18 protein-coding genes and 1 pseudogene are annotated in these 21,660 nt (G+C 41.9%); 14 read left to right on the top strand and 5 right to left on the bottom strand.

Going from position 1 to position 21,660, the window contains the following annotated elements; genetic code table 11:
- From mazG to AAGC65_RS17095, 4 genes are all read left to right on the top strand, one after another.
- The coding region (gene mazG / locus AAGC65_RS17110; protein WP_343113682.1) for a nucleoside triphosphate pyrophosphohydrolase at positions 1 to 626 on the top strand (626 nt) is incomplete at its 5' end.
- Positions 627 to 690: 64 nt separating this feature from the next.
- Positions 691 to 1,140, top strand: coding sequence for a hypothetical protein (locus AAGC65_RS17105; RefSeq protein WP_343113681.1), 450 nt, complete (start codon positions 691 to 693; stop codon positions 1,138 to 1,140).
- A gap of 269 nt (positions 1,141 to 1,409) precedes the next feature.
- Positions 1,410 to 1,964, top strand: coding sequence for an RNA polymerase sigma factor (locus AAGC65_RS17100; protein ID WP_343113680.1), 555 nt, complete (start codon positions 1,410 to 1,412; stop codon positions 1,962 to 1,964).
- A complete protein-coding gene (locus AAGC65_RS17095) occupies positions 1,957 to 3,489 on the top strand; it encodes a hypothetical protein (protein ID WP_343113679.1) in 1,533 nt (510 codons plus the stop codon). The genes AAGC65_RS17100 and AAGC65_RS17095 overlap by 8 nt, the downstream gene beginning before the upstream one ends.
- Positions 3,490 to 3,525: 36 nt before the next feature.
- On the opposite strand, the gene AAGC65_RS17090 is transcribed toward AAGC65_RS17095, so the two are convergent.
- Entirely contained in the window at positions 3,526 to 4,746 is a 1,221-nt protein-coding gene (locus tag AAGC65_RS17090; protein WP_343113678.1) for an FtsX-like permease family protein, read from the bottom strand.
- An 83-nt stretch (positions 4,747 to 4,829) separates the two neighbouring features.
- On the opposite strand from AAGC65_RS17090, the gene AAGC65_RS17085 reads away from it, so the two are divergent.
- From AAGC65_RS17085 to AAGC65_RS17065, 4 genes and pseudogenes are all read left to right on the top strand, one after another.
- A complete protein-coding gene (locus AAGC65_RS17085; protein WP_343113677.1) occupies positions 4,830 to 6,068 on the top strand; it encodes a DUF1343 domain-containing protein in 1,239 nt (412 codons plus the stop codon).
- Between the two features lie 33 nt (positions 6,069 to 6,101).
- Positions 6,102 to 7,019 (top strand): methionyl-tRNA formyltransferase, encoded by a 918-nt coding sequence (gene fmt, locus AAGC65_RS17080; protein ID WP_343113676.1) that lies wholly within the window; start codon positions 6,102 to 6,104, stop codon positions 7,017 to 7,019.
- Positions 7,020 to 7,050: 31 nt separating this feature from the next.
- Positions 7,051 to 7,511 (top strand): annotated as a pseudogene (gene tnpA, locus AAGC65_RS26205) (IS200/IS605 family transposase).
- Between the two features lie 403 nt (positions 7,512 to 7,914).
- The gene (locus AAGC65_RS17065; RefSeq protein WP_343113673.1) at positions 7,915 to 8,712 is read left to right on the top strand and encodes a DUF3050 domain-containing protein; all 798 of its coding nucleotides are present in this window, start codon (positions 7,915 to 7,917) and stop codon (positions 8,710 to 8,712) included.
- A 75-nt stretch (positions 8,713 to 8,787) separates the two neighbouring features.
- Here the strand turns inward: AAGC65_RS17065 and AAGC65_RS17060 are convergent, their stop codons facing one another.
- Entirely contained in the window at positions 8,788 to 9,624 is an 837-nt protein-coding gene (locus AAGC65_RS17060) for an aminotransferase class IV (RefSeq protein WP_343113672.1), read from the bottom strand.
- 145 nt (positions 9,625 to 9,769) lie between these two features.
- Entirely contained in the window at positions 9,770 to 10,828 is a 1,059-nt protein-coding gene (locus tag AAGC65_RS17055) for an RluA family pseudouridine synthase (protein ID WP_343113671.1), read from the bottom strand.
- A 142-nt stretch (positions 10,829 to 10,970) separates the two neighbouring features.
- Here AAGC65_RS17055 and AAGC65_RS17050 point away from each other — a divergent pair, with 142 nt between their 5' ends.
- Complete coding sequence (locus AAGC65_RS17050) at positions 10,971 to 11,858, top strand: pyridoxal-phosphate dependent enzyme (RefSeq protein WP_343113670.1); 888 nt, start codon at positions 10,971 to 10,973, stop codon at positions 11,856 to 11,858.
- A gap of 73 nt (positions 11,859 to 11,931) precedes the next feature.
- On the opposite strand, the gene AAGC65_RS17045 is transcribed toward AAGC65_RS17050, so the two are convergent.
- Together AAGC65_RS17045 and AAGC65_RS17040 are read right to left on the bottom strand one after the other, a co-directional pair.
- The gene (locus tag AAGC65_RS17045) at positions 11,932 to 13,257 is read right to left on the bottom strand and encodes an SGNH/GDSL hydrolase family protein (protein ID WP_343113669.1); all 1,326 of its coding nucleotides are present in this window, start codon (positions 13,255 to 13,257) and stop codon (positions 11,932 to 11,934) included.
- Between the two features lie 18 nt (positions 13,258 to 13,275).
- On the bottom strand, positions 13,276 to 14,499 hold the full coding sequence (locus tag AAGC65_RS17040; RefSeq protein WP_343113668.1) for an outer membrane protein transport protein: 1,224 nt from the start codon (positions 14,497 to 14,499) through the stop codon (positions 13,276 to 13,278).
- 238 nt (positions 14,500 to 14,737) lie between these two features.
- Here AAGC65_RS17040 and AAGC65_RS17035 point away from each other — a divergent pair, with 238 nt between their 5' ends.
- The 5 genes from AAGC65_RS17035 to AAGC65_RS17015 all read left to right on the top strand — a co-directional run bounded on the left by AAGC65_RS17035 (position 14,738) and on the right by AAGC65_RS17015 (position 21,608).
- The gene (locus tag AAGC65_RS17035; protein ID WP_343113667.1) at positions 14,738 to 15,646 is read left to right on the top strand and encodes a helix-turn-helix domain-containing protein; all 909 of its coding nucleotides are present in this window, start codon (positions 14,738 to 14,740) and stop codon (positions 15,644 to 15,646) included.
- Between the two features lie 260 nt (positions 15,647 to 15,906).
- A complete protein-coding gene (locus AAGC65_RS17030; protein WP_343113666.1) occupies positions 15,907 to 17,703 on the top strand; it encodes an acyl-CoA dehydrogenase family protein in 1,797 nt (598 codons plus the stop codon).
- 156 nt (positions 17,704 to 17,859) lie between these two features.
- Positions 17,860 to 18,318, top strand: a complete 459-nt coding sequence (locus AAGC65_RS17025; protein WP_343113665.1) for an acyl-CoA thioesterase — start codon at positions 17,860 to 17,862, stop codon at positions 18,316 to 18,318.
- Positions 18,319 to 18,686: 368 nt separating this feature from the next.
- Positions 18,687 to 19,139, top strand: a complete 453-nt coding sequence (locus AAGC65_RS17020) for a DUF2147 domain-containing protein (protein WP_343113664.1) — start codon at positions 18,687 to 18,689, stop codon at positions 19,137 to 19,139.
- A gap of 87 nt (positions 19,140 to 19,226) precedes the next feature.
- Entirely contained in the window at positions 19,227 to 21,608 is a 2,382-nt protein-coding gene (locus AAGC65_RS17015) for a 3-hydroxyacyl-CoA dehydrogenase/enoyl-CoA hydratase family protein (protein WP_343113663.1), read from the top strand.
- The last annotated feature ends 52 nt before the right edge of the window (positions 21,609 to 21,660 follow it).

Below are 21,660 nucleotides of genomic sequence, written 5' to 3'. Positions count from 1 at the left end.
ATATGCCCGAAATAAAAAAGGAACTGGGCGATATTATGCTCCACCTGGTTTTTTACGCTAAGATAGCTTCAGAAACAAATGATTTTACCATTACCGATGTATTGAATAGCGTTTGCGAAAAGTTGATCAACCGCCATCCGCATATATACGGTGACGTTGAAGTACAAAATGAAGATGACGTAAAACGCAACTGGGAGCAGATCAAATTAAAAGAAGGCAATAAATCTGTTTTAGGCGGTGTACCTGCCTCATTACCTGCATTGGTAAAGGCATCGCGCATACAAGAAAAAGCACGGGGTGTGGGTTTTGACTGGGAAGAGAAGAACCAGGTTTGGGCCAAGGTTGAAGAAGAAATGCAGGAATTTAAAAACGAATTTAATGCCGAGGATGACAGCACCATTGACCATGAAAAGGCAGAAGGCGAATTTGGCGACCTGTTATTTTCGCTCATTAATTATGCACGGTTCATTAACATCAACCCGGAGAACGCGTTGGAAAAAACCAATAAAAAATTCATCAAACGCTTTCAATACCTGGAACTTAAGGCCAAAGAAAGCGGCAAACAACTGCACGACATGAGTCTTGCCGAGATGGATATTTTTTGGGACGAAGCCAAAAAACTATAAAAAAATTGTACGCTGGTGTAGCGTTTCGTAAAAAGTTACGTATGGGTTAAAAAATACAATTTATATGAAACGCAATTTACTCTATTTATTACCATTATTTTTAATGATGTTAGGTGCTGCCTGCTCACCAAAATCAGACAATACACCTATTCCGCCACCAGTAGGCAACTATAAAGGCACATTCAGATTACTTGTACAAAAAGGTACTACCAGCGCTTATGATACTGTAAAAAAAGACTCACTGCTTAATATAAAAATAGCTAATCCTAATCTCTTTTCAGTAACTGGCGATACAGCTACCATACATGCCGGCAGCAAAGGAACTTTTTTATATGATGGCTATAATTCGCTGATTGCTTTTAATGATAGTACTTATAAAGCCGGCCCTCAGGCCAAAGTTCATTTAGTAGGTACTTATCAATATCGTTATAATGGCATAAGGCTTTTAATTTCCCGCGCTAATCAAATGCAGGATTCTGTTCTGCTTTATGACCTTTATAAGATCACAAATTAATTATGTTTTAATTTAACGGCCGTAGCTTTAAAAGGTGTCGGTCGTTTATAAATCTCCGAATTATGTAATTAAAAAATCAGCAATACTAAACAGTGTCGCTGATTTTTTAATTTTGTATCCTGATAATTAATTTATTATCAGCCTTTAATGAAACAAACAAATACAATATTTTTTTTCTTTCATTGTATCAATACCGTTCAAAGCTTCGTAAAGGCTATAAATAATTGATTAAAAAATAAGATTTATTTAAGCGGAATTAAAAATACTTAATGCATTCACCCCCTCGCATTACTGAAGAAGAAATCATCAGCCAATGCAAAACAGGCAGCCTAAAATACCAGGAAATGCTGTATAAGCTCTTCTATGGCTATGCTATGGGGATAAGTTTGCGTTATAGCCTAAACCGTGATGATGCCTTAGAGGCTGTAAATGATGCTTTTATAAAAGTTTTTAATGCTATTCATAGCTATAATATCAATAAACCCTTTAAAGCATGGCTGCGCACTATTGTGGTTAATACCGCTATTGACCGCCGGCGTAAGGATTTAAAATTTCAGTTTAACGTTGAACTGGATAATGCCGCTCCTCTAAGCAGCAATTTAGGCACGGTTGACAATTTAAACGTACAGGATATATTAAAACTCATGAAAGAGCTGCCCGCAATACAGCTTACCATTTTCAATTTATACGAAATAGACGGATATAATCATGACGAGATTGCAAACATGCTAACTATTCCGGTGAGCTCATCAAGGGTTTACCTGAGCAGGGCAAAAGAAAGATTAAGAAAAATGTTAAGGACCGAAACACAAAACCATGAATGAGCAGTTGGATAACGACTTAAGCAACCGCATCAGGGAGGTGTTTGATAATTTCGAAGACCCATCCTACCCCTCTGCTGATGAAGGCTGGCTATTGCTCAGGAACAAATTTCCTGAAACGGAAAAGAAGCGTCCGGTTGCCTGGCTATGGTGGGCAAGCGCTGCCGCTGCTATTTTATTATTTATAAGTATCGGTTTATGGATGATGAACCCTGCAAAGCAGAAGTCCGAAACACTGACTGCAAAACAGGTTAAAAAAGAGCAAAAACTGACAAACCCGGATACAACTACGCAATTGGTTGTTAAACAAGCTCCCGTTATTAAAAATAATACGGCGACTGATTTATCAGCAAATAACAATGCCTTACCCGCATCAAAACAACAGACTATCAAACCTTTAGCACCTGCTGCAATTAACAGCAATGCGCCTGCCTATGCTAACACAGTTACAAAATCAACACAACAACAACCATTAACAAAAATCACAAAAGCTATTGCTGATACAAGTTTAAAAACTAATACGGCGCAGTATGCAGCTAACCCAACCGGTACTCCTGTAGTTGCCGGATCAAAAAATACGGCTAACTCCGGTATAGTACCCGGCAAACCTGAAAATGGTATTCAACAAGCAGCAGTGGCTACTAACGCTCCTCAGTACGGCGCTGTTTTGCCTGCAAATAACAGCTCCAAATCTGTAGTCGCTGCTCCGTCCAATAACAGCAGCACAACTCCTGCAATGGTGAATACTCCACAGGCAAAAGGCCCAACACAACCAAAAGCTAACTCAATGGCCGCATTATTTGCAAGTGAAAGCAATACGCCAAAGCCAGATGAAAAGTATTCAGAAGATAAAAAAGTACGCTTCGGTGTATACGCTGCTACATTTTTTAATTATGCAAAAGGCAGTGCCAATCAGGTTAATGCCGGTGTAGGTTTCTCATCTGATATCAAACTCAGCAAAAACATAAAACTTTCTACAGGTTTGGCTTTGGCTCAAAATACACTGAGTTACGGCAGTAATAATATTCCGCTTAATTATTATTCGAGTGCAGTGGCTAAGCCACAGGCTTTAGCAAGTGCTTATGATAAAGAGAATTTGTTTGCTGCTAATACATCATTTCCTGTGCTGAAAAACTATAATGCCAACTTAGTTGGTCTGGATATTCCGTTGAACCTTAAATACGAATTTAATCCGCAAAAAAGCGACACCTACATTTCTGCCGGTTTAAGCTCCGGAACATTTATAAATGAGGCTTACACCTCTGTTTACGGCTATAGCTCATCATCTATAGCAGCCGGAGCATCCCAGCAAACAACGGACGAAACAACCCGCAAAAACTTCACTGGATTTTACTTTGCCAAAACCCTAAATGTTTCGTTTGGTGTGGGATATCCTATAGGCAAGAGCAACCGGATAGTTATTGAGCCATTCTTAAAATACCCGCTTGATGGCCTTGGTTCGCAACAACTCCGTTTTGGCGCAGGCGGTTTAAACCTGAAACTTAATTTCACATCGCCCAAAAAGTAAAAGAAGCAGCAGGTAAATTATTGGAGGAATATTAGCTTATTTAAACCGTATAGCCTTTACTGGCGATATTTTACTTACCAGCATAGACGGAATAATAAGTACCAGCAAACAGATCACGAGCGTGCCTATATTGAGCATCAGGATATCGCCCAGGTTAAACTCAACAGGTACAAAGGTCATATAATACGATGCCTGATCGAGCTTAAAAAAGTGGGTTTGCTGCTGAAAAAAGCCAAGACCAAGACCCAAAACATTCCCAAGCAGTAAACCCAGACCAATAAGGTAGGCCGCGTTTAACAAAAATATCTTTTGTATGTTCCAGCTGGTGGCGCCCATCGCCTTAAACATGCCAATCATGGTGGTGCGCTCCAGTATCATGATCAGCAGGGCCGATATCATGTTAATTACAGCAACAAGCGTCATGAGTGCCAGCATTACTACCGAATTTACATCAAGCAGTTTGAGCCATTCAAATATGGGTGGATAATCTTCCTCTACCGTAAATGAGCGTAGTTTTATAGGTAATATATCATCCAGCCGGTCGGCCGCGTAGCCTACTTTATTAAAATCAGACACGCGTAATTCGTACTCACCAATTTCATTGGGTTTCCAGTTATTAAGCCTGTTAATTAATGTCAAAGAGCCTACCACAAACGTTTTGTCTACCTCTTCAACCCCAATATTAAATATCCCCTTTATTTTGAATTGTCGCTTACGCAGTGGTTCCTGTACAAAATACATCAGCAGCTTATCGCCTACCTTTAATTTTAAACGGTTGGCCGTAGTTTGCGAAAGCATGATCTCTTTTTGCGCCTCAACCGAGTCTGTAAAGTCAATTACGCTGCCGGCTACCATTATTTTTTTAAAAAAGGTCCAATCGTAACTCTTATCAACCCCTTTTAATACTACGCCTTCAATTTCGTCATTGGCCTTAATAATTCCAGGCTTGGTAGCAAAGGGCATAATATAAGTAATATAGGGGCTTTTAAGGCCACGCTTTTGAAAACCACTTTCATCAATAAAAGGCGAATTTTCATAGGAGGTGTTATTATCAAACTTCACTACGCGGATATCACCGGCAAAACCTCGTATCTTTTCACGAATCTCGTGTTTAAAGCCCTTAACAATGGCCAGCGAAAGTATCATCACCCCTAAACCCAGCATAATACCAATAATGGCAATACGCACTATGAGTTTTGAAAAGGTGCGTTTTGACTTAAATGTTATACGTGCTGATATAAAAGAGGCGAAACTCAATGCAGAATGATTTTTTGTACCTTCGCAAATATGCGGTTTTGCCGCTAAACCTAAACTACTAAAATTGTTTAAACATAATATTTATGATAAAAACACTCATTTTTTTCCATTGTGCATTAATAACAGCTTTGTGGACAAACGCTGCTCTCGGCAATACCTTAGTTTGCCAAAATCCCGACTCGGCGGCAACCCAAACCGGTTCAAAAATAATTACCGGTGCCGATCAGGTTCCGCTGTATATTGATTATCTGAAAGGAAAAAATATTGGGATGGTAGTGAATCAAACTTCGGTCATTGGCAAAAACCTTACGCCCAGCGTTGATACGCTTTTAAGATCAGGCATAGCTATAAAAAAGATATTTGGCCCAGAACACGGCTTTAGGGGCGATGCCAGCAATGGTGCCAGCGTAAATGATGCAACAGACCCCAAAACCGGCTTACCGGTTATATCATTGTACGGTAATAAACATTACAAACCTACACCGGAAGACCTGAAAGGCCTCGATCTGGTTATATTTGACATTCAGGATGTGGGAGCACGCTTTTACACCTACATTTCAACCCTGCACTACGTAATGGAAGCCTGCGCCGAAAATAATATGGAACTCATGATACTGGACAGGCCAAACCCCAACGGCTACCTCATTGACGGACCAGTATTGGATACAACCAAAGCCCCACGCTCATTTGTGGGCATGCATCCTATACCCATTAGCCACGGCATGACCATTGCCGAATACGCGCAAATGATCAATGGCGAAGGCTGGTTGAAAGGCGGCGTTAAATGCAAGCTAAAGATTATCACTATAGCTAATTACAAACATGATATGGTTTACAAACTGCCTGTAAATCCATCGCCTAATTTAAATACCGATCAATCTATTTTGTTATACCCAAGTATATGCCTGTTTGAAGGAACAACGCTAAGCCTGGGCAGGGGCACCTTGTTTCCTTTTCTGGAGCTTGGGCATCCATCATTAAAAGGCAAATACACTTTTTCATTTACTCCGGTAAGCATACCCGGCATGAGCGAGAACCCGCCGCAAAAGGATCAACTGTGTTATGGCATTAGCTTAAAAGAGTACAGTTCAGCTACGATCAGAAAAAGAGGATGGGTTGACATATCCTTACTACTTGAGCTTTATAAAGCTTTTCCGGATAAAGCTCATTTCTTTAATGCCTATTTCACGAAGTTGGCAGGTACATCAGAACTAAAAAAACAAATTGAAACTGGTAAAAGCGAAAGTGAGATACGCAAAAGCTGGGAACCAGGCCTGAATAAGTTTAAAAACATTCGCGGTAAATATTTATTATATCAATAAAAGGTAAAAGCACCATCAAACATATATTGTAACATGAGAATTGTATTTATGGGTACTCCCCAGTTTGCCGTAGCATCATTAGATGCCTTAATTAAAGCGGGATGTGATATTGTAGGTGTGGTTACAGCTCCTGATAAGCCAGCCGGCCGCGGCCAAAAGGTAAGTGAATCGGCTGTAAAACAATATGCGGTTGAGAATAATTTGAAGGTACTTCAACCCGAAAAATTAAAAAACCCGGAATTTTTAGCCGAACTTAAAGCATTAAATGCCGACCTGCAGGTTGTAGTAGCCTTCCGCATGCTACCCGAGGTTGTTTGGAATATGCCGCCAAGGGGCACTATTAATTTACATGCTTCATTGTTGCCGCAATATCGCGGTGCGGCCCCTATTAATTGGGTAATTATCAATGGCGAAAAAGAAAGCGGTGCAACTACCTTTTTCCTGAAGCATGAAATTGACACCGGTGATGTATTGTTCACCGAGAAACTAACACTAAGCGGCCATGAAAGCGCAGGCGAACTGCACGACAGGCTTATGAATAAAGGTGCCGGTCTGCTGGTAAAAACAGTAAAGGCTGTAGAAAGCGGCCGTTACCATGAACATCCGCAGTCACAATTACACACCGGTGAAGAACTAAAACATGCACCTAAAATTTTTAAAGAGGATTGCCTCATTGACTGGACCCAACCTGCCCTGCACATCTACAATAAAATACGGGGCTTAAGTCCGGTACCTACTGCTTATACCGATTTAAATGGTAAAATTTTAAAGATATACGCATCAGAATTACTAACCGATGAGCCAGCCATACAGCCAGGCGGCTTCCTGACCGATAATAAAACCCACCTCAAATTTGCCGCTAAAGATCGATTTATCAGCCTTACTGATATACAGCTGGAAGGCAAAAAACGCATGGGAATTGAAGACTTTTTAAGAGGGGTTAAGTTGTAATTAGAGTTTTGTAAGTCGGCTGTACTTTTTTATGCCTAACACTTATACTCAACTATATATTCATATTGTATTTGCGGTTAAGTACCGCGTGTCTTTACTTCATGAGGATTGGGACAATCGTTTGCGGTTGTATATTACCGCTATTGTTCAAAATCATGGGCATAAGGTCATAGCCATTAATAATATGCCTGATCACTTGCATTTGTTTGTAGGATTAACCCATCGCATGCTATATCTGACTTAATGAGGATAGTAAAAAGTGATTCATCGGAATGGATCAATAAACAGAATTTAACACCAGGTAAATTTCAGTGGCAAGAAGGATATGGTGCCTTTAGCTACAGCAAATCGCAAGTTGATAAGGTGGTGAATTATATTTTAAATCAACAGGAACATCATAGAAAGAAAACATTTCTAACTGAATATCAGGAAATACTCAAAAGTTTTGATATTACTTTTGATGAGAAATACATTTTCAAATTACCCGAATAGAGTCTGCTCCTACGGAGCAGGATTATCTGTTTTTTATGTTCTGCTACAAAGCTTTTACCCCTACGGGGTACATGAGCAGATAAAAAATCGAAGTATTTTCAACAAGCATGACCAATTTTACATTTTCACTTCAGTAGGAATTAAAGCTTTGTGTTAAGAATATCTTTTTTATAATCTTATCTGTAGTCCGTAAGAACTACAGCTTTGTCGCATTTTAATTTATACCTCCTTACTATCAGTTCCGTAGGAACTACAGCTTTGTAGCATTTGTTGAAAAATAAGAATAAGAGCTCCGTAGGTGCTCAACATCTCAGATGCGCATCAAAACAACGTCAAAATAAGCGAACACGCCCTTAATAATCACCGCATTTGCTATTTTTGCGACCTTTTAATTTTTACTTCAATGGCAAGCTACGGCGACAGAATTATCCGTTTAAAAAACGAAATACAACCATTACGTGATCAGTTGATACAACATGAGCTTTATAAAAACATCAACTCACTTGATGAGCTTACCGTATTTATGGATCACCATGTATTTGCCGTTTGGGATTTTATGTCACTATTAAAATCGCTGCAGCAAAAATTAACCTGTACCGTTACACCCTGGATGCCTACGGGTAATTCCAACACCCGATACCTCATCAATGAAATCGTTACCGGCGAAGAAAGCGATGTAGACGAGGCAGGCAACCGTACCAGCCATTTTGAATTATACCTGCGTGCTATGCAGCAAGCAGGAAGCGATGCCGTAGCCATCAACAATTTATTTAATGAGTTGAATTTCGGTAAACATATTGACGAAGCCCTGATCATTGCCGATATACCCCTAAGCGCACGCAACTTTATGCAACATACTTTTGAGGTAATTGAAAGCAATAAAAACCACGTACAGGCAGCTGTATTTACTTTTGGCCGCGAAGACCTGATACCCGACATGTTTGTAAGCATTGTAAAAGAGATAAGCAAACAACTACCGGGAAAAGTTGATATTTTACTCTACTACCTTGAACGTCATATTGAGGTTGACGGCGACCACCATTCACAACTGGCCCACCAAATGACTGCCGAACTTTGCGGCGAGGGTGATACCAAATGGCAGGAAGCCACCGAAGCTGTAAAACATGCTCTGCAAATACGTATTGCTCTCTGGGATGGCATACTGGCTGCTATAAAAACTCCGGTATCTTTTCAGTTATAAGTTTTGAGTATTCAGTTTTGAATAGTTAATAAAAGCCCAACTCAAAACTCATTACTCACCACTCAAAACCCATGCCTACAGCTTATTCAACTCATCCATCAGCACTTTGCTGATGCGGTTAAAGTAGCGCCTTACGCCATAGCCCATTACGGTTTGTATACCGCGGGTAGCATTGGTCAAAAACACTTCATCTGCCTCGTAGAGTATATCCGGGTTTATTTGGGCCTCGGTAACATCAATATTGTTCTCCAGCGCCAGTTGTATCACTACCTTGCGCATTACACCTTCTACGCATCCTTCGCTTAAAGCAGGGGTATATAAATGATTTTGGTAGTATATGAATATATTGGAGCTGCTGGCCTCGCACAAAAAGCCATTTTGATTCAGCAAAAACACATCGTCAAGCTTATTTTGTGTTTTATAAATACCTGCCATTACATAAACAAGCGAATTGCAGGTTTTAATATTTGAGAGATAATTGTTTGCCTTAGGCAATTCACTGAACACATCCATGATCAGCCCTTTTTCATTCAAAAAATAACGGGGCTCTTCAGATGCGATAAGCTCCAGGCAATAACCCATTTTATTTTGCGATGGCGTATACAAACCTTCGGCATCACGGTAAACGGTTAGGCGCAACCTGCCATGCTTTACTTTGTTCCGCTTAGCCAACTCCTCTACAATTTCTTTTAAGAAATAAGTATCCATCTGCGAATAGCCGTCAATTTTAAGGGCTTTCATTCCACGCTGCAGGCGGTCGGCATGCAGGTCAGCAAATTTTAGCTGGCCTTTCATTAAACGCATGCTTTCAAACAAACCGTCGCCATACCTGAAAGCCCTGTTGGCTATGGTTAGCAAATGGCTGTTTGCCGGGTGTATTTCTCCATTAAAATTGATAAAAACAGGCGTCATTCGGATGTCCAGATTTCAAGAGCGCAAATTTGCAGTTTTTTTACTCAGATAAAACAAGTAAAGTTGTTCATATTGCTACAGCATTGTAAATTCATGATTGCCATAGGCCTATACAAAAACCATGCTTAGGTTGGTTTAATGTATATTATGATTCATCCGGAATTGTATTTACCTGATTACCAGCGGCAGTATATTTGCGCCATTTTTGCAGCACGCCTTCAAAATCTGGAGGTAAGGGCGATTCAAACATAATCTGTTTTTTTAGGGTAGGATGCAAAAAGCCCAATACCTGTGCATGCAGAGCCTGACGAGGCATCAGCTCAAAACAATTCTCTACAAACTGTTTGTATTTGCTGAATACGGTTCCCTTTAAAATTTTATCGCCACCATAAGTAGCGTCGCTAAACAATGGATGGCCAATATGTTTCATATGCGCCCTAATCTGGTGGGTACGGCCGGTTTCCAACTGACACTCTATCAGGGTAACATATCCCATGCGCTCCAGCACTTTATAATGCGTAACAGACCATTTGCCCTTTTCCGGATCATCATATATCGACATTACCCGGCGATCGTTTATACTGCGGCCAATATAGCCTGTAACGGTACCATCCTCTACCAGATCGCCCCAAACCAGCGCTACATATTTACGGGTAATGGTATGATCAAAAAACTGCTTGGCCAGCCAGCTCATGGAGCGCTCGTTTTTACTGATCAATAACAGCCCTGAAGTATCCTTATCAATACGATGAACCAAACCCGGACGACCATCATTCCCTGGCAGCGTAGGCAATTGCTGAAAATGATAAACCAGCGCGTTAACCAGGGTACCGGTATAATTATTATAACCTGGATGCACTACCATACCTGCGGCTTTATCAACCACCAGTACATCGTCATCCTCATAAATAATATTGATTGGCAGATCTTCCGGGTACACTTCGGTATCGCGCGGAGGGTGCGGTAATACTACCGATATTACATCAAGTGGCTTTACGCGGTAGCTTGATTTAATAGCCTTATCGTTCACCAGCACATTACCCAGTTCAATAGCATTCTGAATACGGTTACGCGAGGCATTCTCTACCCGGTGCATTAAAAATTTATCAATACGCAGCAGTGATTGCCCTTTGTCAACCACAACGCGTAAGTGTTCATATAAATCCTGTTCTTCCTGCTCTAAAAACTCGGTATCGTCTGCCATTTGAACGCAAAAGTAATCGTTTTTTGCGGTAGGTTAAGATAGTATCAGGATATTAGTATCCAATATCAGGATTTTTGAATAGTTTGGCATTCCCGAAAGCTGTCTTGATATTTGATACGAATATCCTGATACCAAACATACAATGAATATCGATCTTGAAGTTTTTAGTCCCGTTCAGTCCATCAGCAATCCGCTGTTTGACAAGCACGACGTAAAAGTTTTTTTAAAGCGTGATGATCTGATACATCCTATGATATCGGGTAATAAGTGGCGTAAATTAAAATACCTGCTTAAAGCCGCACAACAACAGCACAAAAGCCACCTGGTAACTTTTGGCGGGGCTTACTCCAACCATCTGCTGGCCACCGCAGCAGCTGCTGCCCGTTTTGGCTTTAAGGCTACCGGCATAGTACGCGGCGAAGCGGTAAATAACGATACCCTGTTTTTATGCAAACTGCATGGTATGCAATTGATATTTACCGACCGAGAAAGCTATCGCGATAAACCTGCTTTGTTCGCGCAATATTTTGGTGATGATCATGATGCTTTTTTTATAGATGAAGGCGGCGCTTCTGCCGAGGGAGCTTTAGGCTGCAGCGAACTGGTTGATGAACTTACCGAAACCTACGATCATATTTTTTGCGCCTGCGGCACCGGAACTACCGCAGCAGGCATCATTAACGGGCTAAAAAGGCATCGGCTTAAAACTATGTTTAATGCCGTGCCGGTATTTAAAAACGGTGGTTTTATAAAAGATGAAATCGATCGTTTATTAATCACTCCCGCCCGATACAACTTGCATACCGATTATCATTTTGGAGGCTATGGTAAAACGAATCAAGAATTGATTGAGTTTATTAAACAATTTGTAGCCGCAACCGGCATAGTGATTGAACCGGTTTATACCGGCAAAATGATGTATGCCCTATACGATTTGATTGCTAAAAAACATTTTAAACCTGGCAGCAAGATACTGGCCATTCACAGCGGAGGCATTTGGGGTTTATTAGGCATGAAAGATAAATTTTAAGTCATACAAAAAGAGCCGCTCTTCTATTATGAAGAAACGGCTCTGAACGAGATCAGTCTTTAGTTAATTATCTTTAAGGGAATTTAACCCCATTGTAGCTGGAAACATTAGCCTGCGGAATAGAGGCATTGTATTGTTTATTGATCGCTTTAATAAACTCATTGGCTACAATGGCATAGCCCCGAGGGGTTAAATGCACCCCATCCAACGAAAATATACCGCCGCTGATATAAGCCGAACTCAGGTTTACACCATCAACCGTAAGGCCATGCGCTTTAATATCATTTAAAAAGGTAAAGGCGTCAAAAACTGCCAGGCCCTTTGATGCAGCTACTGATTTAATGGTAGCATTGTAGGAGCTCACGTAATCCTGTGTAAGTGCAACTTCGTTTTGATCAAGAACATACTGGTTGTCTATTGGAGTATAAGGTGTTAAACCATAAGGCAAAGGACCAGCAGGAGTATTTACAAGCTGCCCTATCATACTGGTAGGAAACGTAAGCACAATTAGATCGTTCGCGGTAGCAATCCGCGGCACATATGTAGTACCGGAAACAAGCGCGTTAACATATAAAGCCTTGGCCGCCGGATTAGCCTTTTGCACACCCGCCAGAATAGCCCCCACCGTTACGGTATTAAAATAAGGAACCGAGGTAACATCAGGAATAGTAGCTACTGCTCCTTTTTGTCCGTTAACGGTTAACTTGTTTATAGATAAATTATATAATTGCGTAAACACTGCTTTATCTGTAAGTACATCTCCTGCCCCGCCGCTTGTGGCATACAATAAGGCATCGTTGTTACCCAGCCAATCGGTAAAAAAGGTAAATGGTTTGGCGGTAACAAAATCAAGATAAGTAGTTGTATTTGTTGGCGAATCACCCGGTAGTAACCGTTCAAAATAGCCGTTTAAATTACCATAAGGAGCATAGGTTATTTGTTGCAGCTTAATGGCTGGCACACCATAATTATTAATATCACCTGTATATTTGGTATACAATATCACATTTCCAAACCCCGGAACAGCTAATTGTCCCCGTACAGCAAGGTTAGTTTTAACCTGCTCTGTTTTAGGGGTACCATCGGCATTGAAACCTGCCAGCCTCAAATATCCGGAGCCATTAGCCTGCTCGGGGGTAAAAAGTGGCTGCGTAAACGCCCCGCCACCTACCTTTTGCATTTGCGCTGCAATAATGCTGGGGTATGAGTTCATTTGGCCCTCGCGGTATAAACCACCATCGGCATAGCCGGCAGTTAGTGAATTACCTACCGCGATATACCTCGAAAAATCTGCCGTTCCGCGCGATGGTTTGGGTGTATTGATCTCGGTTTTACAGGCGGCAAAGCTTAATAAACCCGCGGCCAAAAATATATGTAAATATGATTTATAAGTTTTCATTTGATTTGCATTTAAATACTACCAGTGATAAGCAAGTGACAGGCCCGGGATATAAACATTGGTTTTGAATGTACCCGACAACTGCGATTCAATATTTGTTTGTGTACGCGATATTACCCGCTCGTACTCAAATGAAACGTCAAGATCGAGGTGTTTGGCCAGCGCGTAACCTACACCGCCGGTAAAATAATACCGGTTGGCATCAGGAGCTTCGGGCGTAACATAACCATCCCGAACAGCAGTGGTAGCATAGCCGCCGCCCGCACGTAAAAACAACTTATCGGTGGCTTTGTATTGCGCTCCGGCACGGTAGCTCCATCCGTCTTTATAGTTACGGGGCGAGTAGGTATCCTGAAGCGTAGGTGTATTCTGCGCATAATCAAATCCCAGTACCTTATAAACCGACCAATGGGTAAAATTCACATCAACGGCTACTAACCAGTTTTTGGCCGGCGAATACCCTAAACCGATAGACGATGTTGAAGGCAGTGGTAATGTTGTAGTGAATGTATTAGGCTGCGGAAAATTGGCTTGTATAGATGCCGGAACATTGAAAATAGCATCCCCGTTTTTTACGGTAGTATTTATTTTTGACCGGTAATCTAAACCTATCGTAAGGCCAACTTCGGTTTTCAGAAACACACCCGCGTTCCAGCCAAAACCATGCGCGTTGCCTTTCAACTCAGCCTGTCCAACATCACCCGCTGAATTTACGAGCGGAATGGCCCGGGTTAGCGTAACTGTACCATGATTGTACACAAAACCACCTCCCACACTTAAAAAATCAGCCAATTTAATGCTTATAGTAGGTTGGAAATAAATAGCTTTCAGATCAAGGCTTTCCAGTACATACTTACCTGTCCATTGGTCGCCCCAGTCGGTTAAACCACCGTAGGGTGTATAAACGCCCAACCCCAATTTCCACCATGAATTTTTTGGGCCCCATACCGCGTAAGCTGTAAAAGGGGTGGCTACTTTATTTTTAACACGAAACTGATCAGCAGTACCGCTGGGGTTAAAAGCCGACTTAAAAAACAGCGGACTAATACCGGCCTGCACATAATTTTCGGGCAGCATAACTACAGCGCCAGGGTTAAATAATATAGATGAGCCGTCTTGCAGTAAGCCGGTCCCGGTGTGCCCCATAGCTATCTGTTTTTGTCCGTGAAGGTTAACCTGAAAACCCTGGGCAAATACCATAGCAGGTAATATTGCAAACAGCAATAGTAAAAGTTTTTTCATGATAAATATAATTGGTTTATAATAAGTGGTTTGTTTGGGGGAACAAACGGCATCTAATTAAGAAATAAAATTAAGTGCGTTTTAAAGCAAAAAAAGGGCTATAATGCGGAGGTATTGGTCAAAAAGTCGGATAAAACTTTAATTCATACTTCAATTTTCATAAAATAACACTAAATATTATTACCGTTTAATTAACACTTTTAATAAATTCAGACAATAAATTATATCTTTCCGTTACATGAGCAAAACTCCCAGATACGTGAGCAAAAAGATAGCTCAGCTGAGCCTGTCAAAATTTGCCGACCTGTATGCCGATAAATTGATAGGCCCTGATTTTTTTATTGCCGACGAAAGACAGCTACTCAGTTTAAGCGAATATCCATACCGCTCAGATGGCTATATCATAGGCATATGCACCCGTGGAACCGCGCGCGTTGAAGCCAATTTACAGGTTTACGAAGCCAAACCCGATGCCATGCTCTTGGCAACCCCGTTTCATATCCTACGTATCTATGAAAGCAGTGACGATTTCCTGTGCCGTTTCATTGTCTTTTCCAAAGCTTTTTTAACTGAAAATAATGTTAACAGCCACTTCCTGGAATCGTTCAGTTATTTTAAAAGCGCGTCGCTCCCTGTAATATATCCAAGCCACGATGATGCTAAAATGCTGCTTGATATTTATTTATTAATGCAGCAAAAAATGGCCCGGGAAACCCACCCCTACCGCATGGAAATATCCAGGAGCATGCTCATTACCATGCTTTATGAGGTGGAGTCCATTTATGAAAAGCAACATGTTATTGTAAAAGGTAAACAAACCCGTAAACAGGAATTGAATATGCTTTTTCAGGATCTGGTTTTTCATCATTATAAAGAACACCGAAACGTACAGTATTATGCAGACTCATTGTATGTATCGCCCAAACATCTAACTGAAACTATTAAGGATGTAACAGGCCGGACCGCCGGCGAGTGGATTGATGAGGCCGTTGTGCTGGAGGCTAAGGTATTGCTGCGTAATAACGAAATAAGCATTGCCCGGGTGGCCGAAGAGATCCACTTTCCAGATCAATCCTCTTTTGGTAAATATTTTAAAAAGCATACTGGCATGTCGCCGTCTGATTACAGGGTGGTTACCTCACATTAATCCTATAGTCCTTAATATTTAGTGCCTTCAAATAAGCAAAGGCACATATCAGCATTTGTTTCCGACTTTTTGACCAATACCTCCGCATTGCTGCCCTTTTTTTCTGCAAACAGGGCTTATACTTTTACTCCTGATTATAAAACCAACCAGAAACATTATCAAGTAGTTAGTATCAGGTATCAAGACCTTGAAGGTTATTTAGCTACCTGCAGGCATCTTGATACCTGATACTAACTACTTGACATTAAAACATTTCGATTATGAGTGCGACCGAATCAATAAAAGCTATAAAAGGAGGTGAGTTTCTGATCAGGGAAACGCAGGCGGATAGTGTTTTTATTCCGGAAGAATGGAATGAGGAGCAATTAATGATTGCCGAAACATGCACCAATTTTCTTGCTCAAAATGTAGTCCCCAACTTAGCCCGTATTGATGAGCAGGAAGCAGGGCTGATGCCTCACCTGATGGAAGAGGCCGGCGCACTTGGTCTGCTTGGCATATCAATTCCTGAACAATATGGCGGCTTTGGTAAAGATTTCAAAACCTCCATGCTGGTTACCGAAAAATTGGGAGCCGGTAACTCGTTCTCTGTTGCGTTTTCGGCACATTCAGGCATTGGCACGCTGCCTATTTTATATTATGGTAACGATGCTCAAAAAGAAAAATACATCCCTAAACTGGCCAGCGGCGAATGGAAAGGCGCGTACTGCCTAACCGAACCCGGCGCCGGTTCTGATGCCAATTCGGGTAAGGCCAGGGCCAAACTTTCTGCCGATGGTAAATATTACCTGATCACTGGCCAAAAAATGTGGATCACCAACGCGGGCTTTGCCGATATTTTCACCGTGTTTGCCAAAATAGATGATGATGAAAACCTGAGCGCCTTCATCGTAGAAAAAAATTTTGAAGGCTTGTCATTAAATACCGAAGAACATAAAATGGGTATCAAAGGCAGCTCAACCCGTCAGGTATTTTTTAATGATTGTAAAGTACCGGTAGAAAACCTGTTGTCTGACAGGCAAAACGGCTTTAAAATAGCAGTTAACATTTTAAACCTGGGCCGCATTAAATTAGGTGGCGCCACCATTGGAGCCAGCAAAGAGGTGATTACGACATCCATTCGATATGCTAATGAGCGCGAGCAGTTTGGCAGACCTATTTCAAAATATGGAGCCATCCGCTACAAACTGGCGCAACAGGCTATTCTTGCTTATGCCTGCGAATCGGCCATTTACCGGGCCAGCCAAAATATGGAAGAAGCTACCGAAATGTATGAAGCATCAGGCATGGATCCTATTCAGGCCAAATTAAAAGGCACCGAACAATTTGCCATTGAAGCCGCTATAATCAAAGTACATGCATCTGAAACATTAGATTATGTGGTTGACGAAGGGGTACAAATATATGGTGGCATGGGTTACAGCGCCGACGCACCGATGGATCGCGCCTATCGAGATTCGCGTATTAACCGGATATTTGAAGGCACTAACGAAATTAACCGGATGCTTACCGTTGACATGATGCTGAAACGCGCGCTCAAAGGCGAGCTCGACCTCATGGGACCAGCCCAGAAAGTTGCCGGAGAGTTGATGAGCGTACCTGACTTTGGCGGTGGCGATGAGGAGGGCTTATTTACCCAGGAGAAGAAATATATTGCCAACTTCAAAAAAGCCATATTAATGGTGGCCGGCTCGGCAGTACAAAAGTTAATGACCCAACTTGGTAAGGAGCAGGAAGTGCTGATGTACCTGGCCGATATGCTGATAGAGCTTTACGTAAGCGAGTCGTTGCAACTACGTGTAGAAAAACTGGTTGCCTTAACAGGCGAAAATGCCGTTAAGGAACAGCTTGATATGATGCGTGTTTATATTAACGATGCTGCCGTAAATATAGCTAAGGCAGGCCGCGAGGCTATCAACTCATTTGCTGATGGCGACGAACGCCGCATGATGCTTATGGGCCTTAAACGCTTTACCAAAACTGAAGATATCAATACTACCCAGGCCCGCAGAAACATAGCGGCCAAATTAATTGAAGCAAATAAATACTGCTATTAAACGATAACCCCGACCCTCTCCAGAGGAAAGGGAGTGCCATGCACTCGACGCTACCCGACAAGAGGACCAGGAAGCCTCCCCTACCAGGCCGGTGGGGAGGCCCGTAGGGGCTTTATTGAAAAAAATCCGGCACGTAGCTAAATAAACAATAAGCTCATGAACGTTTTTTATGAGGGTCAGGTATTATGGTCGCAGATTGATGCTAATCAGCACATGCGCCACTCGGCTTATGCCGATTTGGGCGCACAGGCCCGTTTAAATATGCTCGAAAGCCTGGGCCTGAAGCCCACCAATCTTTTTGGTTTTAAAATTGGGCCTGTACTTTTTAAAGAAGAGTTAAGTTACCTGCGGGAGATAGCACTTGGCGATCATATAAAAATAACTGCCGAGGTATCCCGTTCGCGCCCGGATGGTTCTCGCTGGAAAATCAGGCACGAAGTGTTTCGTGGTGATGGCATAAAGGCGGCCATTATTACGGCTCACGGCGCCTGGATAGATATGGAAAAACGCAAACTGGCCGTATTACCTGCAGCGCTAAGCTCATTATTTATGAAGGCTCCCCGAACTGAGGATTATGTGGAAGAAACAAAATCATCGGTAACTTCAATAAAATAACCATCCCAATAATCTATATTTTCATCGTGTAAAACCGGGTTTAATTCATACCCTTTTATTGAACATCAACGGTTGCCCTCTACCCATACTTCAACAAAAAATACTTATCTTCAATAAACCATTTATAATAATTACACGAGCAAAGTATCCGAAATATTGACAAATGTTTCCGCCATTTTAACCTTTGTTAAGCTTCGGTAAAAAAGATATTTGTTTAATTATAAACCAATAATAAATTATTTCTTAATCCTGTCTGGTAATTCTGTTTGTCTTATGCAAAGCGGCAAAGTTTAATATTTATATGCCGTAGCCTGTATTTATTTTACTAAGGCATATCTGATTTTATTTGGCAATAACAAGCAAAAAATATGTTATCACCTGCAAAACATTTCGTTCGCCTGGTATTGATAATACTCACTGTGGTATCTGTAAATATCACGGCAAAGGCCCAAACCGATAAAATTGAGGGACTATGGTATAATGATATTAAAAGCGCCAAAATACAGATCAGTAAGGGTACCGATGGCAAATTCAATGGTAAAATAGTTTGGCTGAAAGAGCCTCTGAAAGACGGCAAACCCAAAACCGACGAAGAAAACAAAGACGAAAAGTTGCGTAGCAGACCAATTATAGGAATGAATATTCTTTCTGGTTTTGTTCCCGATGGCGATCATAAATATACAGATGGTAAAATTTATGATCCCAAAAACGGAAAAACCTATTCATGTAACATTACGCACAACGGAAAAACACTCTCCATTCGCGGTTATGTAGGAATATCGCTATTAGGCCGAACAACAACCTGGGAGCGGGCAGAATGATTAAACAGTGAGGCGTGAATGGAATACAACATTCCAAAACACCTGATTTCAATTCACTACTCACCATTAACTACTAACTAAATTCATATGGATACTAAACGAATTATAAAGAAAGTAGCAGTACTTGGCTCTGGTGTAATGGGCAGCAGGATTGCCTGCCATTTCGCAAACATCGGTGTGCAGGTATTATTACTTGATATTGTACCTAAAGATGCACCTGCCGGCGATAAAAAAGCCCGGAATAAAATAGTGAACGATGCGCTTGATTTCGCCTTAAAATCAAACCCGTCCCCTATCTATCTCAAATCATTTGCCCGGCGAATAGCTACCGGTAACTTTGAGGACGATATGCCTAAAATTGCCGAATGCGATTGGGTAATAGAGGTAGTGGTTGAACGCCTGGATATTAAACAACAGGTATTTGAAACTGTTGAAAAACATCGTAAACCGGGTACGCTCATCACTTCCAATACATCAGGCATCCCGATACATTTGATGGCCGAGGGCCGCAGCGATGATTTCAGGAAGCACTTTTGCGGCACCCACTTTTTTAATCCGCCGCGTTATTTAAAACTGTTAGAGATCATTCCCACTAACGATACTTTACCTGAGGTAGTTGATTTTTTGATGAATTACGGCGAGCAGTTTTTGGGAAAAACTACGGTATTGGCCAAAGATACGCCCGCATTTATCGGTAACCGCATCGGCGTTTTCAGCATTATGAGTGTGCTGCATTATGTTGAAAAAACAGGCATGACGGTGGAAGAGGTTGATAAGCTGACCGGCCCGGTTATCGGTCATCCAAAATCAGCAACCTTCCGCACCAATGATGTGGTTGGGTTAGATACAATGGTACATGTAGCTAACGGCCTCAGCAAAAATGTTCCGAATGATGAAGCAAAAGAACTGTTTGCCATTCCCGAATTTGTGAACGGCATGCTGAAGAACAACTTGTTGGGCAGCAAAACCGGAAAGGGCTTTTATAAAAAAGAAAAGGTTGATGGCGCAAGTCAATTCCTTGCGCTTGACCTGAAAACGCTGGAATATAAACCATCGCAAAAAGTAAAATTTCCATCATTAGATGTTACCAAAACAATTGATAGTTTAAAAGAACGGCTAAAAATCCTTTTTGCGGCTAAAGATAAAGCAGGTGATTTTTATCGTACCACCTTTTTCCAGCTATTTGCTTATGCCAGCAATCGCATCCCCGAAATTGCCGATGAGCTCTATAAAATAGACGCCGCCGTAAACGCAGGCTTTGGCTGGGAAATGGGCCCCTTTGAAAAATGGGACGCCCTCGGTGTAGCCAATACCGTTAAAGCAATGGAAGCTATGGGCAATAAACCCGCCCAATGGGTTTACGATATGCTGGCCTCCGGCGCTGATAGTTTTTATAAAATAACTGAGGGCAAACGCCAGTATTACGACATCGGGTCTAAAACATACAAAGTAATCCCCGGTACGGAAAACTTTATTCTCCTGAGCAACATCCGGGAAGCAAATACCATCTGGAAAAACAGCGGCACTACCATTACCGATATTGGCGATGGCATCATTAACCTGGAATTTCACACCAAAATGAACACTATTGGCGGTGATGTGATCGAGGGCTTGAACAAAGCCATCACCCTTGCCGAAAAAAGCTACAAAGGGTTGGTGATCTCTAACGAGGGAGCCAATTTCAGCGCCGGCGCCAACGTGGGTATGATATTCATGATGGCCGTTGAGCAGGAATTTGATGAACTTAATATAGTGATCAAAGCTTTTCAAAATGCTATGATGCGCATCCGGTATTCCTCTATACCTGTTGTTGCTGCACCGCATCAAATGGCTTTAGGCGGCGGCTGTGAGCTCTGCCTGCATGCAGATAAGGTAGTTGCCCATTCCGAACTATACATGGGCCTGGTAGAGTTTGGTGTAGGCCTCATCCCAGGCGGCGGCGGAACCAAAGAGTTTGCCCTGCGCCTGTCGGACGAGCTTCAGGATGGTGATATTGAATTGAATAATTTCCGCGACAGGTTTTTAACTATCGGCCAGGCTAAGGTTTCGACCTCCGCTTATGAAGCCTTTGAACACGGGTATCTTAAAAAAGGCCGCGATGTAGTTGTAGTATCACAAAACCGTTTACTGGCCGAGGCTAAACAACACTGCCTGCAAATGGCCAATGAAGGCTATGTACAACCCGTTCAGCGCACCGACATCAGAGTGCTGGGCAAGCAGGCATTAGGACTGGGCTATGTTGGCGCCAATACCATGTATAGCGGCAATTATATCAGTGAGCATGATGTGAAAATTTCGCAAAAGCTGGCTTATGTACTGGCCGGTGGTGATCTGTCGCAGCCATCACTGGTAAGTGAAGATTACCTGCTTGGCCTGGAACGCGAAGCCTTTGTTTCGCTTTGTACCGAACGTAAAACACTGGAGCGCATACAATCTATCATCACCGGAGGAAAAGTGCTGAGAAATTAGTGAGTTTGAGTAGTGAGTAGTGAGTAGTGAGTAGTGAGTAGTGAGTAGTGAG

This window comes from Mucilaginibacter sp., assembly GCF_039207105.1.
Classification (GTDB): Bacteria; Bacteroidota; Bacteroidia; order Sphingobacteriales; family Sphingobacteriaceae; genus Mucilaginibacter.
Note: the sequence above shows the minus strand (reverse complement) of the source record. Positions and strands in the feature narration are given on the sequence as shown.

Bases quoted from the DNA above. Each gene is read 5' to 3' on its own strand.
- AAGC65_RS17105 (WP_343113681.1), top strand. From the start codon at position 691: ATGAAACGCAATTTACTCTATTTATTACCATTATTTTTAATGATGTTA.
- AAGC65_RS17100 (WP_343113680.1), top strand. From the start codon at position 1,410: ATGCATTCACCCCCTCGCATTACTGAAGAAGAAATCATCAGCCAATGC.
- AAGC65_RS17095 (WP_343113679.1), top strand. From the start codon at position 1,957: ATGAATGAGCAGTTGGATAACGACTTAAGCAACCGCATCAGGGAGGTG.
- AAGC65_RS17085 (WP_343113677.1), top strand. From the start codon at position 4,830: ATGATAAAAACACTCATTTTTTTCCATTGTGCATTAATAACAGCTTTG.
- fmt (WP_343113676.1), top strand. From the start codon at position 6,102: ATGAGAATTGTATTTATGGGTACTCCCCAGTTTGCCGTAGCATCATTA.
- AAGC65_RS17065 (WP_343113673.1), top strand. From the start codon at position 7,915: ATGGCAAGCTACGGCGACAGAATTATCCGTTTAAAAAACGAAATACAA.
- AAGC65_RS17060 (WP_343113672.1), bottom strand. From the start codon at position 9,624: ATGACGCCTGTTTTTATCAATTTTAATGGAGAAATACACCCGGCAAAC.
- AAGC65_RS17055 (WP_343113671.1), bottom strand. From the start codon at position 10,828: ATGGCAGACGATACCGAGTTTTTAGAGCAGGAAGAACAGGATTTATAT.
- AAGC65_RS17050 (WP_343113670.1), top strand. From the start codon at position 10,971: ATGAATATCGATCTTGAAGTTTTTAGTCCCGTTCAGTCCATCAGCAAT.
- AAGC65_RS17045 (WP_343113669.1), bottom strand. From the start codon at position 13,257: ATGAAAACTTATAAATCATATTTACATATATTTTTGGCCGCGGGTTTA.
- AAGC65_RS17040 (WP_343113668.1), bottom strand. From the start codon at position 14,499: ATGAAAAAACTTTTACTATTGCTGTTTGCAATATTACCTGCTATGGTA.
- AAGC65_RS17035 (WP_343113667.1), top strand. From the start codon at position 14,738: ATGAGCAAAACTCCCAGATACGTGAGCAAAAAGATAGCTCAGCTGAGC.
- AAGC65_RS17030 (WP_343113666.1), top strand. From the start codon at position 15,907: ATGAGTGCGACCGAATCAATAAAAGCTATAAAAGGAGGTGAGTTTCTG.
- AAGC65_RS17025 (WP_343113665.1), top strand. From the start codon at position 17,860: ATGAACGTTTTTTATGAGGGTCAGGTATTATGGTCGCAGATTGATGCT.
- AAGC65_RS17020 (WP_343113664.1), top strand. From the start codon at position 18,687: ATGTTATCACCTGCAAAACATTTCGTTCGCCTGGTATTGATAATACTC.
- AAGC65_RS17015 (WP_343113663.1), top strand. From the start codon at position 19,227: ATGGATACTAAACGAATTATAAAGAAAGTAGCAGTACTTGGCTCTGGT.